The 15,245-nt window shown below is 65.2% G+C and carries 15 protein-coding genes and 1 tRNA gene; 4 read left to right on the plus strand and 12 right to left on the minus strand.

Annotated elements, in window-relative coordinates; all coding sequences use genetic code 11:
* From ACWCOP_RS09345 to ACWCOP_RS09375, 7 genes are all read right to left on the minus strand, one after another.
* Positions 1-444: a Na(+)/H(+) antiporter subunit B gene (locus tag ACWCOP_RS09345; protein ID WP_478248015.1), complete on the minus strand. Its 444-nt coding sequence runs from the start codon at positions 442-444 to the stop codon at positions 1-3.
* Entirely contained in the window at positions 444-1,001 is a 558-nt protein-coding gene (locus ACWCOP_RS09350; RefSeq protein ID WP_478248016.1) for a DUF4040 domain-containing protein, read from the minus strand. The genes ACWCOP_RS09345 and ACWCOP_RS09350 overlap by 1 nt, the downstream gene beginning before the upstream one ends.
* Complete coding sequence (mnhG, locus tag ACWCOP_RS09355) at positions 998-1,357, minus strand: monovalent cation/H(+) antiporter subunit G (protein ID WP_478248017.1); 360 nt, start codon at positions 1,355-1,357, stop codon at positions 998-1,000. The genes ACWCOP_RS09350 and mnhG overlap by 4 nt, the downstream gene beginning before the upstream one ends.
* The gene (locus ACWCOP_RS09360) at positions 1,357-1,677 is read right to left on the minus strand and encodes an MrpF/PhaF family protein (protein WP_478248018.1); all 321 of its coding nucleotides are present in this window, start codon (positions 1,675-1,677) and stop codon (positions 1,357-1,359) included. Before ACWCOP_RS09360 ends, mnhG begins: the two co-directional genes overlap by 1 nt.
* The gene (locus ACWCOP_RS09365) at positions 1,674-2,174 is read right to left on the minus strand and encodes a Na+/H+ antiporter subunit E (RefSeq protein WP_478248019.1); all 501 of its coding nucleotides are present in this window, start codon (positions 2,172-2,174) and stop codon (positions 1,674-1,676) included. Before ACWCOP_RS09365 ends, ACWCOP_RS09360 begins: the two co-directional genes overlap by 4 nt.
* Positions 2,175-2,359: 185 nt before the next feature.
* The gene (locus ACWCOP_RS09370; protein WP_478248020.1) at positions 2,360-3,334 is read right to left on the minus strand and encodes an NADPH:quinone oxidoreductase family protein; all 975 of its coding nucleotides are present in this window, start codon (positions 3,332-3,334) and stop codon (positions 2,360-2,362) included.
* Between the two features lie 125 nt (positions 3,335-3,459).
* The gene (locus ACWCOP_RS09375) at positions 3,460-4,257 is read right to left on the minus strand and encodes an outer membrane protein (RefSeq protein ID WP_478248021.1); all 798 of its coding nucleotides are present in this window, start codon (positions 4,255-4,257) and stop codon (positions 3,460-3,462) included.
* Between the two features lie 350 nt (positions 4,258-4,607).
* Here ACWCOP_RS09375 and ACWCOP_RS09380 point away from each other — a divergent pair, with 350 nt between their 5' ends.
* From ACWCOP_RS09380 to ACWCOP_RS09390, 3 genes are all read left to right on the plus strand, one after another.
* On the plus strand, positions 4,608-5,237 hold the full coding sequence (locus ACWCOP_RS09380; RefSeq protein WP_478248022.1) for a TetR/AcrR family transcriptional regulator: 630 nt from the start codon (positions 4,608-4,610) through the stop codon (positions 5,235-5,237).
* A 4-nt stretch (positions 5,238-5,241) separates the two neighbouring features.
* Positions 5,242-5,403 carry a hypothetical protein gene (locus ACWCOP_RS09385; protein WP_478248023.1) on the plus strand — a complete coding sequence of 54 codons (162 nt, stop codon included), beginning with the start codon at positions 5,242-5,244 and terminating at the stop codon, positions 5,401-5,403.
* Between the two features lie 126 nt (positions 5,404-5,529).
* Positions 5,530-5,862 carry a hypothetical protein gene (locus ACWCOP_RS09390; RefSeq protein ID WP_478248024.1) on the plus strand — a complete coding sequence of 111 codons (333 nt, stop codon included), beginning with the start codon at positions 5,530-5,532 and terminating at the stop codon, positions 5,860-5,862.
* 55 nt (positions 5,863-5,917) lie between these two features.
* Here ACWCOP_RS09390 and ACWCOP_RS09395 read toward each other — a convergent pair whose 3' ends face one another.
* The 4 genes from ACWCOP_RS09395 to ACWCOP_RS09410 form a co-directional block, all read right to left on the minus strand.
* Positions 5,918-8,110 carry a TonB-dependent receptor gene (locus tag ACWCOP_RS09395; protein ID WP_478248025.1) on the minus strand — a complete coding sequence of 731 codons (2,193 nt, stop codon included), beginning with the start codon at positions 8,108-8,110 and terminating at the stop codon, positions 5,918-5,920.
* A 131-nt stretch (positions 8,111-8,241) separates the two neighbouring features.
* Positions 8,242-9,327, minus strand: coding sequence for a VOC family protein (locus ACWCOP_RS09400; RefSeq protein WP_478248026.1), 1,086 nt, complete (start codon positions 9,325-9,327; stop codon positions 8,242-8,244).
* A 254-nt stretch (positions 9,328-9,581) separates the two neighbouring features.
* Complete coding sequence (locus tag ACWCOP_RS09405; RefSeq protein ID WP_478248027.1) at positions 9,582-10,505, minus strand: hypothetical protein; 924 nt, start codon at positions 10,503-10,505, stop codon at positions 9,582-9,584.
* Between the two features lie 533 nt (positions 10,506-11,038).
* A tRNA-Phe gene (locus ACWCOP_RS09410) sits at positions 11,039-11,114 on the minus strand.
* A 323-nt stretch (positions 11,115-11,437) separates the two neighbouring features.
* Here ACWCOP_RS09410 and ACWCOP_RS09415 point away from each other — a divergent pair.
* Entirely contained in the window at positions 11,438-14,092 is a 2,655-nt protein-coding gene (locus tag ACWCOP_RS09415) for a TonB-dependent receptor domain-containing protein (RefSeq protein WP_478248028.1), read from the plus strand.
* A gap of 118 nt (positions 14,093-14,210) precedes the next feature.
* Here the strand turns inward: ACWCOP_RS09415 and ACWCOP_RS09420 are convergent, their stop codons facing one another.
* Positions 14,211-15,218, minus strand: a complete 1,008-nt coding sequence (locus tag ACWCOP_RS09420) for a Vgb family protein (protein WP_478248029.1) — start codon at positions 15,216-15,218, stop codon at positions 14,211-14,213.
* Positions 15,219-15,245: the final 27 nt, after the last annotated feature.

The raw sequence follows: 15,245 nt of genomic DNA on the forward strand, positions 1-15,245 counted from the left end.
TCACCATTCCTCCTCTGTGATCTCCGGGGAGCGCCCGGCGAATGCATAGAAGATTGCGATGATCACGGCGGTGACCGTCATCAGCACGCCGATCTCGACCACGACGATGCCGATATACTGGCCGCGCGCGAGCTCGAGATTGGGATGCAGCGGCGTGTAGTCGAGATAATTGGCGCCCAGCGCCATGGTCACAAACCCCACCGCAGAGAAGATCGCCGCGCCCAGCGCCATGGTCACGCGCACCGCCCAGGGCGGAACCGCGGCCCTGGCCGCATCCACGCCGTAAATCAGCGCATAAAGAATGAGCGCCGCCGCAAGGATCACCCCGGCCTGGAAGGCGCCGCCCGGGGCGTACTTGGCGTGGAAGTGAACATAGAAGCCGAAAACCAGGATGAACGGGATCAGCAGCTTGGCCACCACCCGCAAGATCAGATGAGGCGTCATCACAGGTCCTCCTCCCGCCGCCGGCCGGTGAGCCGGAGAATGAGCGCGACGCCGACACCGGCGGCGAAAACCACGAAGACCTCGCCCATGGTGTCGAACCCGCGATAGGAGCCCAGAACCGCGGTGACCACGTTTGGAATATGGATCTCGTCGGCGGTGCGCATCATGTAGTCCATGCCGACGCCGGAATTGGCAGGGCTGGCGAGCGCCCCGTACTGGGGCATGTCGGGCAGCGCATAGAAAAGCGCGCACCCCGCCGCCACCGTCACCGCCAGCGCCGCCCAGTGGCGGATCGCGCCCACCGGCGCGCATTCGCGCGATGTCAGAAGCATCGCCGCAAGCAACAGGACGGTGGAGATCCCCGCGCCCACCGCAGCCTCGGTGAACCCCACGTCAAGCGCGTCCAGCGACACAAACCAGGCCGCCGAAAGCAGCGAGTACACGCCGGTGAGCATGACGATGGCGAACAGGTTTCGCAGGCGGATCACCGCCACGCCCACCGCCAGCATCATCAGCAAAAGCGCGTAATCAAAGATCTGGGTGTAGTCGAAATTCATCGTGCGCCCCCTTCGTCATCGCCGTCATGCGGGCGAAACCGGCTGAGCAGAGGCTTCAGCCCCGCCTTGTAGGCCGCGTTCGCCGTGGCGTGGGTCGCCGTGGGGCTGGTCAGGAACACAAACAGCGCCAACAAGGCCAGCTTGGCGGTGTCCAGCGTGAAGCCGGTCTGAAGCATCAGCCCGAAAATGATCAGTTCCGCACCCATCGTGTCGGTGACGCCGGCCGCGTGCATGCGCGTGTAGAAGTCGGGAAGCCGGAGCATGCCCAGCGCGCCAGCCAGCACGAACACGCCGCCGGTGAGCATCATCACCGCCGAGACGATGTCGACTGCGATCTGGAGACCCTGCATCAGCATCAGTCGTCCTCGCGATCCACGGCGCGGCGCAGCGCCATCTGCGACAGCGCCACTTCCAGCGAGCGGTACCGGAAGAACTTCAGGATCGCGATCGTCGCGATGAAGTTCACCAGCGCATAAAGCAGAGCGATGTCGATGGCCGCGGTCTCGTCCACCATCAAGGCGAAGCAGACGAGGAACAGCACCGTCTTGGTCCCGAAAGCGTTCACCGCGAGGACCCGGTCATAGAGCGTCGGCCCCACGAACAGGCGCGCCAGGATCATCGCCATTCCCAACGCCACCATTGCGGCGACCAGGAAGTCCACCACCTGCATGATCATGGGCTCGCCTTCCGGTCTGATGCGGCGACGGCCCGCCGCTCCATATCGCGGAAACCCTCCTGATCGGCGAAGCTCTGGTCAAGGGCATGGACCAGAAACCCGGTCTTCTCCACCTCCACCGTCACCGTGCCGGGCGTCAGCGTAAGGGAGTTGGCGAAGGTGGCGCTCGCCAGATCGCTGCCGCCGGTCCACGCGACGCGCGTCATCACCGGCCTGATGTCGATATCCGGCTTCAACACCAGACGGACCACGGCGATATTGGCCTTGAAGATCTCGCCGCCAAGCCAGATCCAGTAGGAGAAAAAGCTGACAAAGCCGCCGAACGGGACCGCCTCGCCGTCCAGAATTCCCATGCGCAGCATCATCACAACCGTCGCCACCACGGACGCGGCGCCGACGCTCAGCAGCAGGATGTGGTCCCACTTGCCCGACAGCAGCAGCCACAGCACCGCCAGAACGACGGTGAGCACAACGATATAGACGAGCTTGCGGCCCAAAAGACGTCTCCCGTTTTCATCGCTTCCAAATCGAGCGGATGCGCTACCGTGGCCGGGTTCTAGGAAACCCGCCTGGCCATTTCCAGCAAAACCGGTCGCTGCAGGTGCGGATTTTTCACCACGAGCGGTGTGGGGTCGGGCGGCGGGGGTCGGCTGACGCCCGCGTTGACGCGGCGCGGCGCTGGTCAGGGGGTCAGGACGACCTTGCCCTTGACCCGGCGCTCGATGAGATCCTCGAAGGCCTTGCCGACATCCTCCAGCTTATAGCTCGCGGAAATCTGCGGCTTGATCTTTCCGGCTTCGAAAAAGTCGAAGATCTCTTTCATGTTCTGCGCATTGGCGCGCGGCTCGCGGCCCACCCAGGCGCCCCAGAACACGCCCATGATGTTGCGCGAATTGAGCAGAGCCAGATTCAGCGGGATTTTCGGGATCGGGCCGGCCGCAAAGCCGATCACCAGATAGCGCGCATCCCAGCCCGAGGCGCGCAGCGCCGGCTCGGCGAAATCGCCGCCCACCGGATCATAGACCACGTCCACGCCCTTGCCGCCGGTGAGCTCCTTCACCTTCGCTTTGAGATCCTCGGTGGTGTAATTCACCGTCTCGTCGGCGCCGTTCTCTTTGGCGAAGGCGAGCTTCTCATCGCTGGAGGCGGCGGCGATCACCCTCGCGCCCATGGCCTTGGCCAGCTGCACGGTGGCGATTCCCACCCCGCCCGCGGCGCCGAGCACCAGCACGGTCTCGCCCTCTTTCAGCTTCGCGCGGTCTTTGAGCGCGTGATAGCTGGTGCCATAGATCGTGGTGAGCGCGGCGCCCTCTTCATAGCTCATGGAGTCCGGCATCGGCACGACCTGGGAAAAGTGCGCCGGCACCTTTTCGGCGAAGGCGCCCAGCATGGTGGCGACCAGAACCCGCTGACCCTCTTCCAGACCCTGCACCTTCTCGCCGAGCTTCGAGATCACGCCGGCGGCCTCCATGCCGGGCACGAAGGGCGTCGGCGGCTTCATCTGATACTTGCCCTCGACCAGCAGGATGTCGGGGAAGTTCACCCCGGCCGCCTTGACGTCGATCATCACCATGCCCTCGCCCAGTTCAGGCTCGGGCACATCCTCGACTTTGAGCTGGTCGTAGGGTGCGAAGTCTTTACAGACGAGGGCGCGCATCAGGCATCTCCGTGACGGAAAAAAGGGTCATCAGCGCGCACGATAGAGGCGCCGCCCCGCTTCACACAAGAAAACGCCCTGCGCGAACTGCGCAGGGCGTTTCCATTATCCGTCACGGAAGGGCGCTAGAAGCTGTAGCGCACGCCCACTTCGAGGATGTGGTTCTGGTTCTCGATGTCCAGCGAGGATGGAACCAGCACCGAATCGGTCTCGGCGTCCTGGCTCTGGCGATAGCGATAGCCGCCGAACGCCTCGACGCCTTCCGAGATGGCGTAGGAACCGCCGACCATCACCTGGTAGAAGCCCACCATCTCGGTGTCGTCCACAATGGCGACGCCGGACGGCGAGTAGTCCACGTCCACTTCCGCAATGCCGAGGCCAAAGCCGGCATAGGCGGAAAACGCCGTGTCCTGGATCGGCAGGTCGTAATAGCCGTTCACGGCGTAGCCGACCGATGTGATGTCGCCGCGGCCGTCCGCCACGGTGTCGGCCACCGTCACGCCCAGCGGCGACGCGCCGGTGATCAGAACCGCCGTGTCTGCGCCGCCCAGCGCCGCACCGCCGGCCGTCACGCCTGTATGGGTGTCCACATCGGCCGAGGTGTAGGAAATCTCGCCCTCGACCCGGAACGTGCCGCCATTGGCCATTCCGGCGTCGAAGCGATAACCGTAGGCGGCGGCCAGGAAGAGGCCTTCGTCAAACTCGGTGGTCCAGCCAAGATCAGTTCCGGTGGGCAGCACCGTGCCGGCGGGAACGGCCACGCCGTTCCCGGTGGTGAAGTCGCGCGAGAATGCGCCGCTATTGTCGCTGTCAGCCTGGAAATTGAAGCCGGCGGAGCCGGACACGTATTGCTGGGCCATAGCCGGCGTTGATGCGATGGCGGCCAGAGCGGCCCCGGCGGCGAGACGAGAAAGCAGGGTCATTGAAGATCTCCCGTTGACTGCAGCGCCAGCCTGTCCGGCGCTATTGTATATCGTATATGGTATAGAGCGACGAGACGGCAACCCGGCGCGGTGAGACGAACCAGCGACGGCGGCGATTCGTTTCAGCCTGATCTGATCAAGACGTCGCCCACACGCCCCCGACGCCCGCGCCCGACGCCCGCGCCCGCCTTGGCCCGCGGGCCGATCATGTCACGGCGCGCCGGCAGGGTGGCGCCCGGGCGAGCGGTGTTTAGAGTGTCGTTCGGTGAATCGATGTCAGCGCGTAATGGCGTGCGGCGGGCGTGGGTGAATGAATGTCGGCGCGCGACCGACGGGGGCTTGGTGACACTATGAGTACTGCGGCGGCGCAATCGAATGCGGGTTCGGACCGCAGAAGCGAACTTCTGGCCATGCTGGCGCACATCGCCATCGCCGAGCGCAGCGCGCCGGTGAGCCTGCGCCAGTTTGCGATCAAGGCGGGCGTGTCCGAACCGACGCTGCGCCACTATTTCACCGACCGGCGCGGCGTGGTGATCACCATTATCGGCTATTTCGCGGACGGTGCGCGCGACTGGCTGGAACGCTCCGCCCAGTCGGCGCCCAGCCTTGAAGCGGCGGTGAACGGCTATGGCGATCTGGCCGTGGAGGGATCGCGCTCGGACGTGTTTGCGCAGGCCCACGCCTTTGCTTTCGTGGAGTCCATCCACGACCGGGAGGTGGCGCGCGCCTATCTGGAACAGATCATCGAGCCGTCGCTGAACGCGCTGGAACGCCGCCTTGCGCCCAATGTCGATCCCGATGGGGCGAAGCCGGAAACTGTCCGCCACGCCGCGATCTTCCTTTATGCACCGGTTCTGGTGGCGGTGCTGCACCAGCGCCTTCTGGCGGGCGAAGAGACGCGGCCGCTGGATATGACCGGCTTCTTCCAGGATCTCTCCCGGCTGTTCACCGCCGGCCTCACCCCCAAGAACGAGGATTGATCCCATGGCCGGTTGCGAGACCTCGCTCTCCAGCACGGCCGCGCCCACCGGAGTCCAGCCCCCCCCCCGCCCTTGCATCCACCTTGATCCCAATGTCTGCGGGCTCGGCCAGTCGCCCTTTACGGAGCCCGAGATCATGCAGCGCCGCCTGGCTGGACGGCTCTAACAGCGGGCGAGGACCTCGACGCGGCGTTCCTGAAGCGCCATTGTGGCCGGGTTGTCGTGGGGATTGCGGCGATGGCCGGCCGGGTCAAGGGATAGGCCGCGCCCACCGCCCGAACGAGGGGTCTTGATGGAGGCGTTCTTCCAGGGCGGGGATTTCTGGAGCGATGTGCTGGGCGATCCGGCCATCGGGACGTGGACCCGCATCGTCAGCTGGCTGTTCGCCGGGCTCTGGCTGTGGCTGATCGCCAGCCTCATGCGCCGCGGCTTCGTCGACCTCACCGAGATCATCAAGAGCCCCTACGCCACGCCGCGAGAGCGCTGGGACAACCGCGTCCGGCTGCCGGTGCGGTTTGCCGCGATTATCGCGGCGGCGTTCGCCGGCGCGGCCGGGTTTTCCATCGGCCTGTTTTTCCAGGGCGCGGTGGTGATCTTCCTGTGGCGTCAGGTCTCCGCCGGATAGCAAAACGCCCCGGACCAGCCGGCCCGGGGCGCGTCCCCTGGACTTTGAGCCAGATCTAGAACTCCAGCCGCAGGCTGGCGCTCCACAATGCGCCATGGGTGTAGTAGCGGCTGCCCCGGCTGCCCGGCGCGGCGCCGGCCGCGCTGCCGGCCAGGAAGATGTCCTCGTCGGTGACGTTCTGGCCTTCCAGCGCCAGACGCCAGGCGCCGTTCTCCAGCGCGGCGAACAGATCCACCGTGGTCACTGACGGCGAGAGCACCGAGTCCGAATTGCCCACATTGCGGAAGAACTCGCTGGAATAGGTCGCCGAACCGCCGAACGAGAACTCCCCGAACGCCGTGTCCTGGAAAAAAGCGGCGTTGAGCCGGCTGGACAGGTCGGGAAATTGCTTGCCGTCGAGGGTGTCGAAGGGAACGCCCACCGCCGGATCAATGCGCGAGCCCTCGTTATACTCGAACTCGTTCATGCCCACATTGCCGCTGAGGAGCACCCAGTCCGCCGGGCGCCAGGTGCTTTCCAGCTCCAGGCCCTGCACGGTGGCGTCCGCGTTGATGATGCCGAACTGCAGGGTCGCCGGCTCCAGCACCGACAGCTGCAGCGCATCGTAAGTGGAGTAGAAATACGTGGCGTTGAAGCGCAGCGTGTCGTCCAGAAGATCGGTGCGCGCGCCGATCTCGTAGGCCGACAGCTCTTCAGGCTGGTAGGTGTTGAACGAATTGCCCGGCGTGATCGGCCGCGTTCCCCCGAAGCCGCCGGCCTTGTAGCCGGTGGAATAGGACGCATAGACCATCAGGTCATCGCTTGGCATGTATTCGGCGACGGCGCGCCATGAGAAATTCTCGTCCTCATAGTTTGGATTTGTGCGCCAGATATCGGCCAGCGTCGCCGGATTGAGCAGAGCGCGCTCGGCGTTCTTTTCGTCCGCGGTGAAGCGCCCGCCCAGGGTGAGGGCCCATTGAGGGGAGAGATTCCACGTCCCCTCCCCGAACACCGCATAGCTTTCAGACGTCTGATCGTCGTCGTTGAGCCCGTAGGGCTGGCCGATCAGGAAAGAGAAGACCGCGTTGAAGCGGTTGTCGGCCAGCTGCTCGGCCTCTTCATGGAAATAGTACGCCCCGAGCACGTAATCGAACGCGCCATTGGAGCCCACCAGCTGCAGCTCCTGGCTGAACTGGTTGGCGGTCAGCTCCTGATAAAGGTCGACAATTCCGGGGCCGTCCAGATCCACCGAGGTGTTCTGACCAAAGGCGCGATAGGCGGTGATCGAGGTCAGCTCGCCCAGCGGCGTGCCGATCGCCAGCTCCGCCGAGATACCGCCGCCTTCATATTCATGGAAAGGCGCAATCGACATGGCGCCCGCGCGCCGGCCGAACGGCTCCGTGACGCTGCCGTCGGGTTGGCGGATAATCGGGGTGGGAATGAAGGCGCTGGAGTTATCAATCGTCCAGTCGCCCACCACGTAGAGCGAGATATCACGCTCGGAGCTGTCCCACAGGAAGCTCGCCCGCGCGCCGTAGCGCTCGACATTGTTTGGGTCGCGCGGATCATCGCCTGCATCGAAGGTGAAGGCCTGGCCGCCGGGGGGCGGGTTGTTGGCGAGGGCGAAATCACCCTCGCGATTGCGGGTGAAGACATCAAGCTTGAAGCCGCTCTCGCCATTGACAACGGGCGCCGACCAGCTGCCGCGCGCATCCAGACGGCCCTGGGTTCCCACCGCCACGTCGATGACGCCGCGCGTGTCCTCCAACTCGGGCCGGCGGGAGATAAAGCGGATCGCGCCGCCATTGGTGTTGCGGCCGTAATAGGTGCCCTGGGGCCCGCGCAGGATCTCCACGCGCTCAAGATCCACCAGATCGATCGTGGAGCCGTTCTGCTTGCCCAGATAAACGCCGTCGAGATAGATCCCGACGCCCACTTCGGCGAACAGCGAGCTCTCATCCTGGCCCACGCCGCGGATATAGACCTGGGCGGCGTTGGCCAGGCCCGTATTCTTCTGGATGTTCACATTGGGCGCGGTGAAGCGCAGATCGGTGATCTCCTCGATCGCCTGGCGCTGAATGTCGGCGGCGCTGATCGGCGTCAGGGCGATGGGAACGTCCTGGGAATCCTCAGCGCGGCGCTGGGCGGTCACGGTGATGGTTTCGACCCCGCCGGCCGACGGCGCTGGCTCCTGCTGAGCGAAACCCGGCGTGGACAGGACGGCTGTCGCAGCGCCGGCCATGAGCACGGTGCGGAACATGTTCGTCATCGATGTCTCTCCCCTAACGGCGCCCGGCCGGTCGTTCCGGTCTCGAAGCGGTTCGTCAGAGTACGACTTCAAGCCGTCTCGTCAATTTGTCCGGACCTAATGGTATAGAAGTGTGACTTTTGCGCACTCTCTCAGGGTTCAGACTGTTCATATAACTCGATGAGAATCCCGCTCGGGCTGCGCACCGCGGCCCAAATGATCTCGCCATAAGGCGAGAGAATGCGCGTTTGCGGCCCGGCCGCGGGCGAAATGCCTTGAGAGTCGAGCCTTTCCAGCACGGCGGCGAGATCGGCCACCGGGAGCCGGACGCCCAGGATGCCCAGATTGGGCGGCAACGCACGGTTCGAGAAATCTTCGCCGGACAGCCCAACGAACTGCATCAGTTCCATGCGCCCGTCCTCGCCTTCGCGCTGCTGCAGGATGGCGGTGCGGCGTGCAATCTCCACGGAGAGATTGTTGGGCATGGCGAAATTGGTGTCGATCTCCTCGGTGTCGATATAATCGCCCTCCCAGAACGGCGCGAAACCCAGCCCGTCTTCAAGGAAGGCCCGCTCCGCCTCGATATCGTGGACCATGGCCATGGTGTTGAACGGGTAGGAGAAGCCTTCAAGATCGTCCCAGCCCTCCACCGGCGGGCTCACGCGTGAATACACCGCCAGATTCACCCCGTCGGGCAGGCGCACCACCACATTCTTGATGCTCAGCGGACCGAACTGGAAGATCTGGGGCTGGTTGAACACGCTCCAGCCGCGCGCATGGGCGGCGTCGGCCACGTCTGCGGCCTCCTCGGCGCGCACCATGAGAGAGAATAATCCCCCCTGGTCCCAGGCTTGCGCGCCCGGACGGATCAGCACCTGATCCACCCCGTCAAAGCGCACCAGCCGCACCCAACCCACGCTCTTGCCAGGGCTGCGCAGGAGCGCGTACGCGCCCCCCGCCCCGTCGGGCAGATCCCAGGCGGCCAGCCAGGTGGGATCCAGCGCCCCGGCCTCCATCACCTCATAGCCGGCCACCTCCACCATGAAGTCGCGGATCGGCGCCAGATCGCGCACGCTGAGAATCGCCTCCTGCCAGCCGCGCCCGGTTTCAGCGACGAAGGGTTCGGCGACGATGTGCTCATCCGAAAGAAGCGGCCCCGGATCCACCTGAGCGCACGCCGGCGCGCCGAAGACAGCAGCCGCGCCCAGCGCGGCGGCGGCGAAGGATCTGAACACCATGAACGCACTCCCCTGGAAACACCGGGAGAGCATGACGCATTTGTCCGGACCTTTCCAGAGGATGCAGGGCGGCGTTAGAGCGGATATCGGCGCCGGCCGCCATACCGCGCGGCGTGGCGCAGACGATCAAAACACGCTGGCGGGTCACGATGCGCGGCCCCAAAAGCGGCACACCGGAGTGAATGCGGCTGGAAGCAATAAAAAACGCCGCCGGAGCGTGTCCGGCGGCGCTTTGGCCGTCTCAGGGCCGGTGTCTATCGCGAATAGAGTTCGGAAATCGAAAGAACGGCGCTCGCCGTCGATGATCCGTAGGTCCCCACCCAGATATCATACTGGCCTGAAGCCGGCGACATGCGCACAAGAGGGTTCAGCCCTTCATTGCCGCTGTCGTCATCGCAGTACCATTCGCCGTTCGGCCCATTGATGACAAGCGTCGTATCGGCGCTGGAGCCGGCGGAGAAGTAAAGCTCCGGGAAGGATCCGCCCTGAAACATCAGGCGCACATCCGGGGCGTCAGCGATAAAGCCGGCGCATTGTCCACCGCTCCAGTCCGAGGCGTTGTTGGGCCCGCCGGCGACGAGTTGAATTTCAAACGGGTCCGGGGTGAAGCCCGAAGCCAGCGAGTAGGTCCCGTAGCCCGGCGCCAGTGAATAATCCGGGCCGGACGAGCGCTGAGGCGCAGGCCTCGGCGCCGGACCGGCTGATCCGCCGCCATAGGGAAGTTCGGACACCGCCAACGTCGCTTGGGCCGTGCTCGAGCCGAACGTGCCCACCCAGATATCGTACTGGCCGCTGATCGGCGTCAATTCGACCAGGGGATTGAGACCCTCGCCGCTGTCATCGTCGCAAAACCATTGGCCGTTGGGGTCGTTGACGATCAGCGTCGTGTCCGCGTTCGAACGGGCCGAGAAATTGATTTCGCTGAAGGACCCTCCAGTGAAGTTGATGCGAACATCCGGCGCCTCGGCGGCGAAGCCGGCGCATTGCCCGCCCGTCATTGCAGACACATTATTGGAGCCGCCTGCGACGACCTGGATCAATTGCGGATCCGGCAGGAACCCCGATTGCAGATTATAGGTCCCGTAGGTTGGGTTCAGACTGTAATCTTGTCCGAGCGCAGGAGTCGCCAGACAAGTTGCTGCGAGCAGGGCCGCGCCCAGAGCTGAATGATAACGCATATCTTAAAGTCCTAATAATTGTGCATTAAGCGCACAGGAAGATCGTATACGGCAATTTTCATTCAGGAAAATAAAAAACGATGAATCGACGGGCTGCACAGGCCCCAAGACCTGTCATTTTATGTCAAGTCTGTATTCTGTCCGGATTGGTCTATTGAACCGCGTCGTCAGCGCTCAGTGGTCGTCCGCCTCCAGGACCAACCGTGTGGAGCCCCTCTCGCCTATGTTTTGTCGGAACGTCGGCGCCCATATCAGAGCGCGGCAAGGCTCGACACCCGGTTCGCCGGCCCGGGCGCGCGGCGCCCGAATCGACGGACGCAGCCCTCACGGTTTGGGGACGCCTTCCTCGATCACGCTTGGCGCGTGTGCGCTTCCCGCCCTTTAGACTTTGAAACAAAGCAGAAGAAGGAATTGTGCGTCATAGCGGCCCAGGTTCGAACCCGCAGGGTTCGCAAGGGCGACCGCCCGTCTGAACTCCGGACTTGATCCAGGGGAGGATCGACGAGACGAACGCAAAGGGGAACGAGAGAAAATGGTGCCCGGGGGCGGATTCGAACCACCGACACGCGGATTTTCAATCCGCTGCTCTACCAACTGAGCTACCCGGGCGGCGGGACCAGCGCGTGCGCCAGCCTCGCTTGAGGCCGCGGTTTATAGGGCGGCGATCGGCGCGTGTCCACGCCCTTTGCGCAGCCATTTCAACGCAGGATCTGCGCTACGGTGCGGCGGGGACGAGGCTGTTTGCGAAATCGGCCATGAGACCGGACGCTCCGGCGAAGTTGGCGACCGCATAGAGCGAAAGGACGCCGAAACCCACAGCGCTGCGCGCATCAAATCGTCCGCGTCACCGGCAAGGTGCGGCTTGTGCGGCCTGCCCTCGCCTGCTACGCGCGCTCTCTATTCGCGAAAACGACATCAAAGCGAGGCTGCCCATGAAGCGCGCCGTCACCGTCAGCGCCGCCGCTCTGCTCATCATCCTGGGCGAAGGCCCGGCCCTTAGCCAGGAAGCGCGCGAGGTGATCACCGTCACCGGCGGACGCGCCGCCGGCGCCCAGGCCGGCGACCAGCCGGTGACGATCCTCACCGGCGAGGCGCTGCGCAAAGGCGGCCTCTCGGATCTGGGAGACGCGCTGGCCTTCGATCCGGCGATCACGGGCTCTGAATTCAATGACGATCCGGGAACCCAGAACGACACGTCGGGCACGTCCAGCGTCAATCTGCGCGGCCTGGGGCTCGGCGCGACGCTGGTGCTGATCAACGGCCAGCGCCAGACCCCGGCCAGCGTGGCCAGCGATGACGGCGCCAGCTTTGTGGACCTGAACGCCCTTGTGCCCGACATCGCCATTGACCGGGTGGAGATCCTGAAAGACGGCGCCAGCCCGCTCTACGGGTCGGACGCGCTCTCCGGCGTGGTCAACGTGCTCACCCGCGACCGCCATGACGGCTTTGCGGTGGAGGCTGAGGCGCGCGGTCCGGACGGGTTCGGCGGCGGGGGCTATACCTCGATCCTCTCGGCCATCGCCGGCGGCGCGCTGAGCGATAGCGTGCACCTGACCGGGGCTGTGAGCTGGCGCGACACCGACGGCGTGGAAGGATTTGAGACCGGCTTCATTCCCGGCACCGGCCTTTCCGCCCTGGGCCAGCCGGGCGCCTATTACATTCCGGCGCCGGGCGGCGGCTTTGAAGTCACGACGGCTTCAGGCGGGCCCCAGGCCATCATCGACCGCGATTGCGCCGCCGGCGGCGGAAATCCCCTGGTGCTGGGCGCGGACACGGCGTTCGGCGCGCCGGGTTTCTGCCAGCTGGATTTCGGCCAGTTCTTCTCGCTCATTCCCGACGAAACGCGCCTCAATGCGTTTTCCGCCCTCACCGCGGACTTTAGCGAAACCCGCCTGACGATCCGGGCGGCCTATGCCGACCAGCAGCTGACGCGGGGCAACTCGCCGTCTCTGCCGGCGCTTAGCTTTCCCACCATCCCCTCCGCCAATCCGGGCAATTATTTTGGCCGCGATGTGGTCTGGCTTGGCCGGCCCCAAGGGGTGAACGCCGGCGCGGCGCGGCGGGGCTTTGACCATGAGACGTTCCGCGTGGACGTTGAAGCAGCGCGTGACTTTGCGCTGGCCGGGCGCAACTGGACCGGTGTTCTGACGCTGAACCATTCGCAAAACCGGCTCACCGCCACGATCACCGACACGATCGCAGGCAGGCTTGACGCCGCGCTCGTGGGCCTTGGCGGTCCGGACTGTTCAGGGGTCGTCCCTGGCGCCAACGGCTGCGGCTATTTCAATCCCTTTGGTTCCGGCGCCTTTGTCACCGACGCCGGCGACCCGCGCTATAACGACCCCGCCCTGGTGGACTGGCTGATCGGCGAGAACACGCGCCGCAGCGAGGCCTCGCTCACCAGCGCCGAAGCCGTGATGAGCACCGACGCCGCCTTCACCGCGCCGGGCGGGCCCGCCTCTCTGGTGCTGGGCGCCCAGATCCGGCGCGAGACGCTGGACGTGGACAACGGCCAGACCTTCAACGACGACGCCTTCCTCTTCATCGTCGGCGGGCCGGACTATTCAGGCGAGCGCGACGTCCTCTCCGCCTTTGCTGAATCGGTCGTGCCGCTGTCGCAGCGACTGCGCCTGCAGGGTGCGGTGCGCCACGAGGATCTGGAGCGCTTCTCCTCCACCGACCCCAAGCTCGCCCTCGCCTTTGACGCAAGCGACGCCCTAACACTGTCGGCGGGCTGGAGCCGGTCCTTCCGCGCGCCCTCGCTTCACCAGCAGGTGAGCGCCAGCACGACCCTGCAGAGCCTGACCCTTGGGGCGCAATCGCTGTTCCGCCCCGTGCGCACGGTGGGCGACCCCGATCTGGATCCCGAAACAGCGGACACCTTCACCCTGTCGGCCGACTACGCCGCGAACGGCTGGTCGGCGCGCGCCGATCTCTGGCGCATCGAGGTGGAGGATCTCATCGTTGAAGAGAGCGCCAACGCCATCCTCGCCGCCGATCTGGCCGATGACGGGATCTACAATAATCCGCGCGTGGAGCTGAGCGCCGCCGGCGACGTGGTTCTGGTGCGCGCCCGCTTCACCAACGCGCCGCAGGTAGAGGCCCAGGGCCTGGATCTGTCGCTGGCGCGCGAGCCGGTCTCGCTGGGGCGGTACGGCGCGATCGGGTTCGGCGCGGACGCCGCCTATGTGAACGAGTTCACGGTTTTTGACCCGGTTCTCACGAGAGAAATCCAGGCCGTAGGATCGCGAAACTTCACCAATTTCGCCCGCTCCCTGCCCGAGCTTCGCGCCACAGCCTACGCCGACTGGATGAACGGCCCCCTCACCGCCCGCGCCCAGGTCCGCCATATCTCGGCCTATGACGACGACGAAAACGCCGGCGCCGAAATCGACGCCTGGAGCGTTTTCGATCTGCAGGCGGGCTGGCGCGGCGATGTTGCGGGAAGTCCAGTGGAGGCGACGCTGGGCGCGCTCAATGTCTTCGACGAGGAGGCGCCTTTCGTCAGGACGCCTCTGGGTTACGACACCAAGGTCCACGACGCGCGGGGGCGGGTTTTGTATCTGCGCCTGCGGGTGACGGGCTAGGCTTTTTCAAGCGAGAGCGGACATCGGGTTAGCGGTTCGACGCGGCTCCAGTTCCATCGAAGGGAGCGATGTTTTACGCGTCGATCCGCTTGGACCCGCCCCTAAGCGCCGTGCAGCCTCAGGGCTCCACCACAGCGCGGCCGATCGTGTTGGTGTCGGCGCCGAACCAGATGACGCCGTCCGGGGCGTAATACTGCATGTGACGCACAGTTCCGCCTTCGGACGGCACGGGTGTGCTGGAGAAAAACGCTTCAGTGGACGGGTCGAAGCCGACGAGGACGTTCGGCTGCGGGCCGGTTTCGACGAACCAGAGCCGGTCCTGGCCGTCGACGGCCATGGCGTAGGGCGCGCTGTCCGCCCCCGAAGGCGCGCGCCACTCTTCAAACGTTTCGGTCTCCGGATCGAATGCGCCGATATAGCCGCCAGCATAGTCCACGTACCAGATCCGCCCGTCGGACGTCAGCGCCATGCGGCGCGGCCGGGCCTCGGTGCGCGGGATCTCGTGCTCGGTGAGCGTCATGGTCTCCGGGTCGATCTCGACGAGTTTGTTGACTCCCAGGAGCACGACCCAAACGGTCCCGTCAGACGCAACCTTGATGCCGTAGGGGCGCGCGCTCGAGGTCGGAACCTCGATCGTCTCCACCGTGTCCTCGGACACATCGAGAAAGCTCACCGTGTTGGCGCCCTGCCCGGTGAACCAGATATCGCCGTTCGCGTCGAAGGTTAGCGTGTGCGGATCGCGGGGATGGCCGTCCGGCATGTCGATGCGGTCTATCTCGCCGCTCGACGGGTCCACGCGGCCGATATGGGCGTCGCGATTTCCGGCGTAGTACGGCGTGCCGTCCTCGGCGACGATCACGTTATGCGGGCCGGCGCCCTCAGGCAGATCGATGCGGCGAAGCTCGCCCGAGCCGGTGTCGAAGGCGGCGAGATAGTCGCTGCGCTGGCCGACGAACCAGACCGTATCCCCGTCGATGGTATAGGGGTCGCGCGGCCGGCTCTCTTCATAGGGAACGGTCCATTCCTCGATGAGGATCCGGCCGTCGCCGGGATCTGACGAGAAATCCTGCGCGGCGGCGGGCGCGGCGAAGGCGGCGGTGGCGAGCAGAGCGGTGAAACGCATCATTCTCTCCCTAAATTGGTAACGCTCCCA

Source organism: Apolloniradiicaulis salifontis, assembly GCF_053756655.1.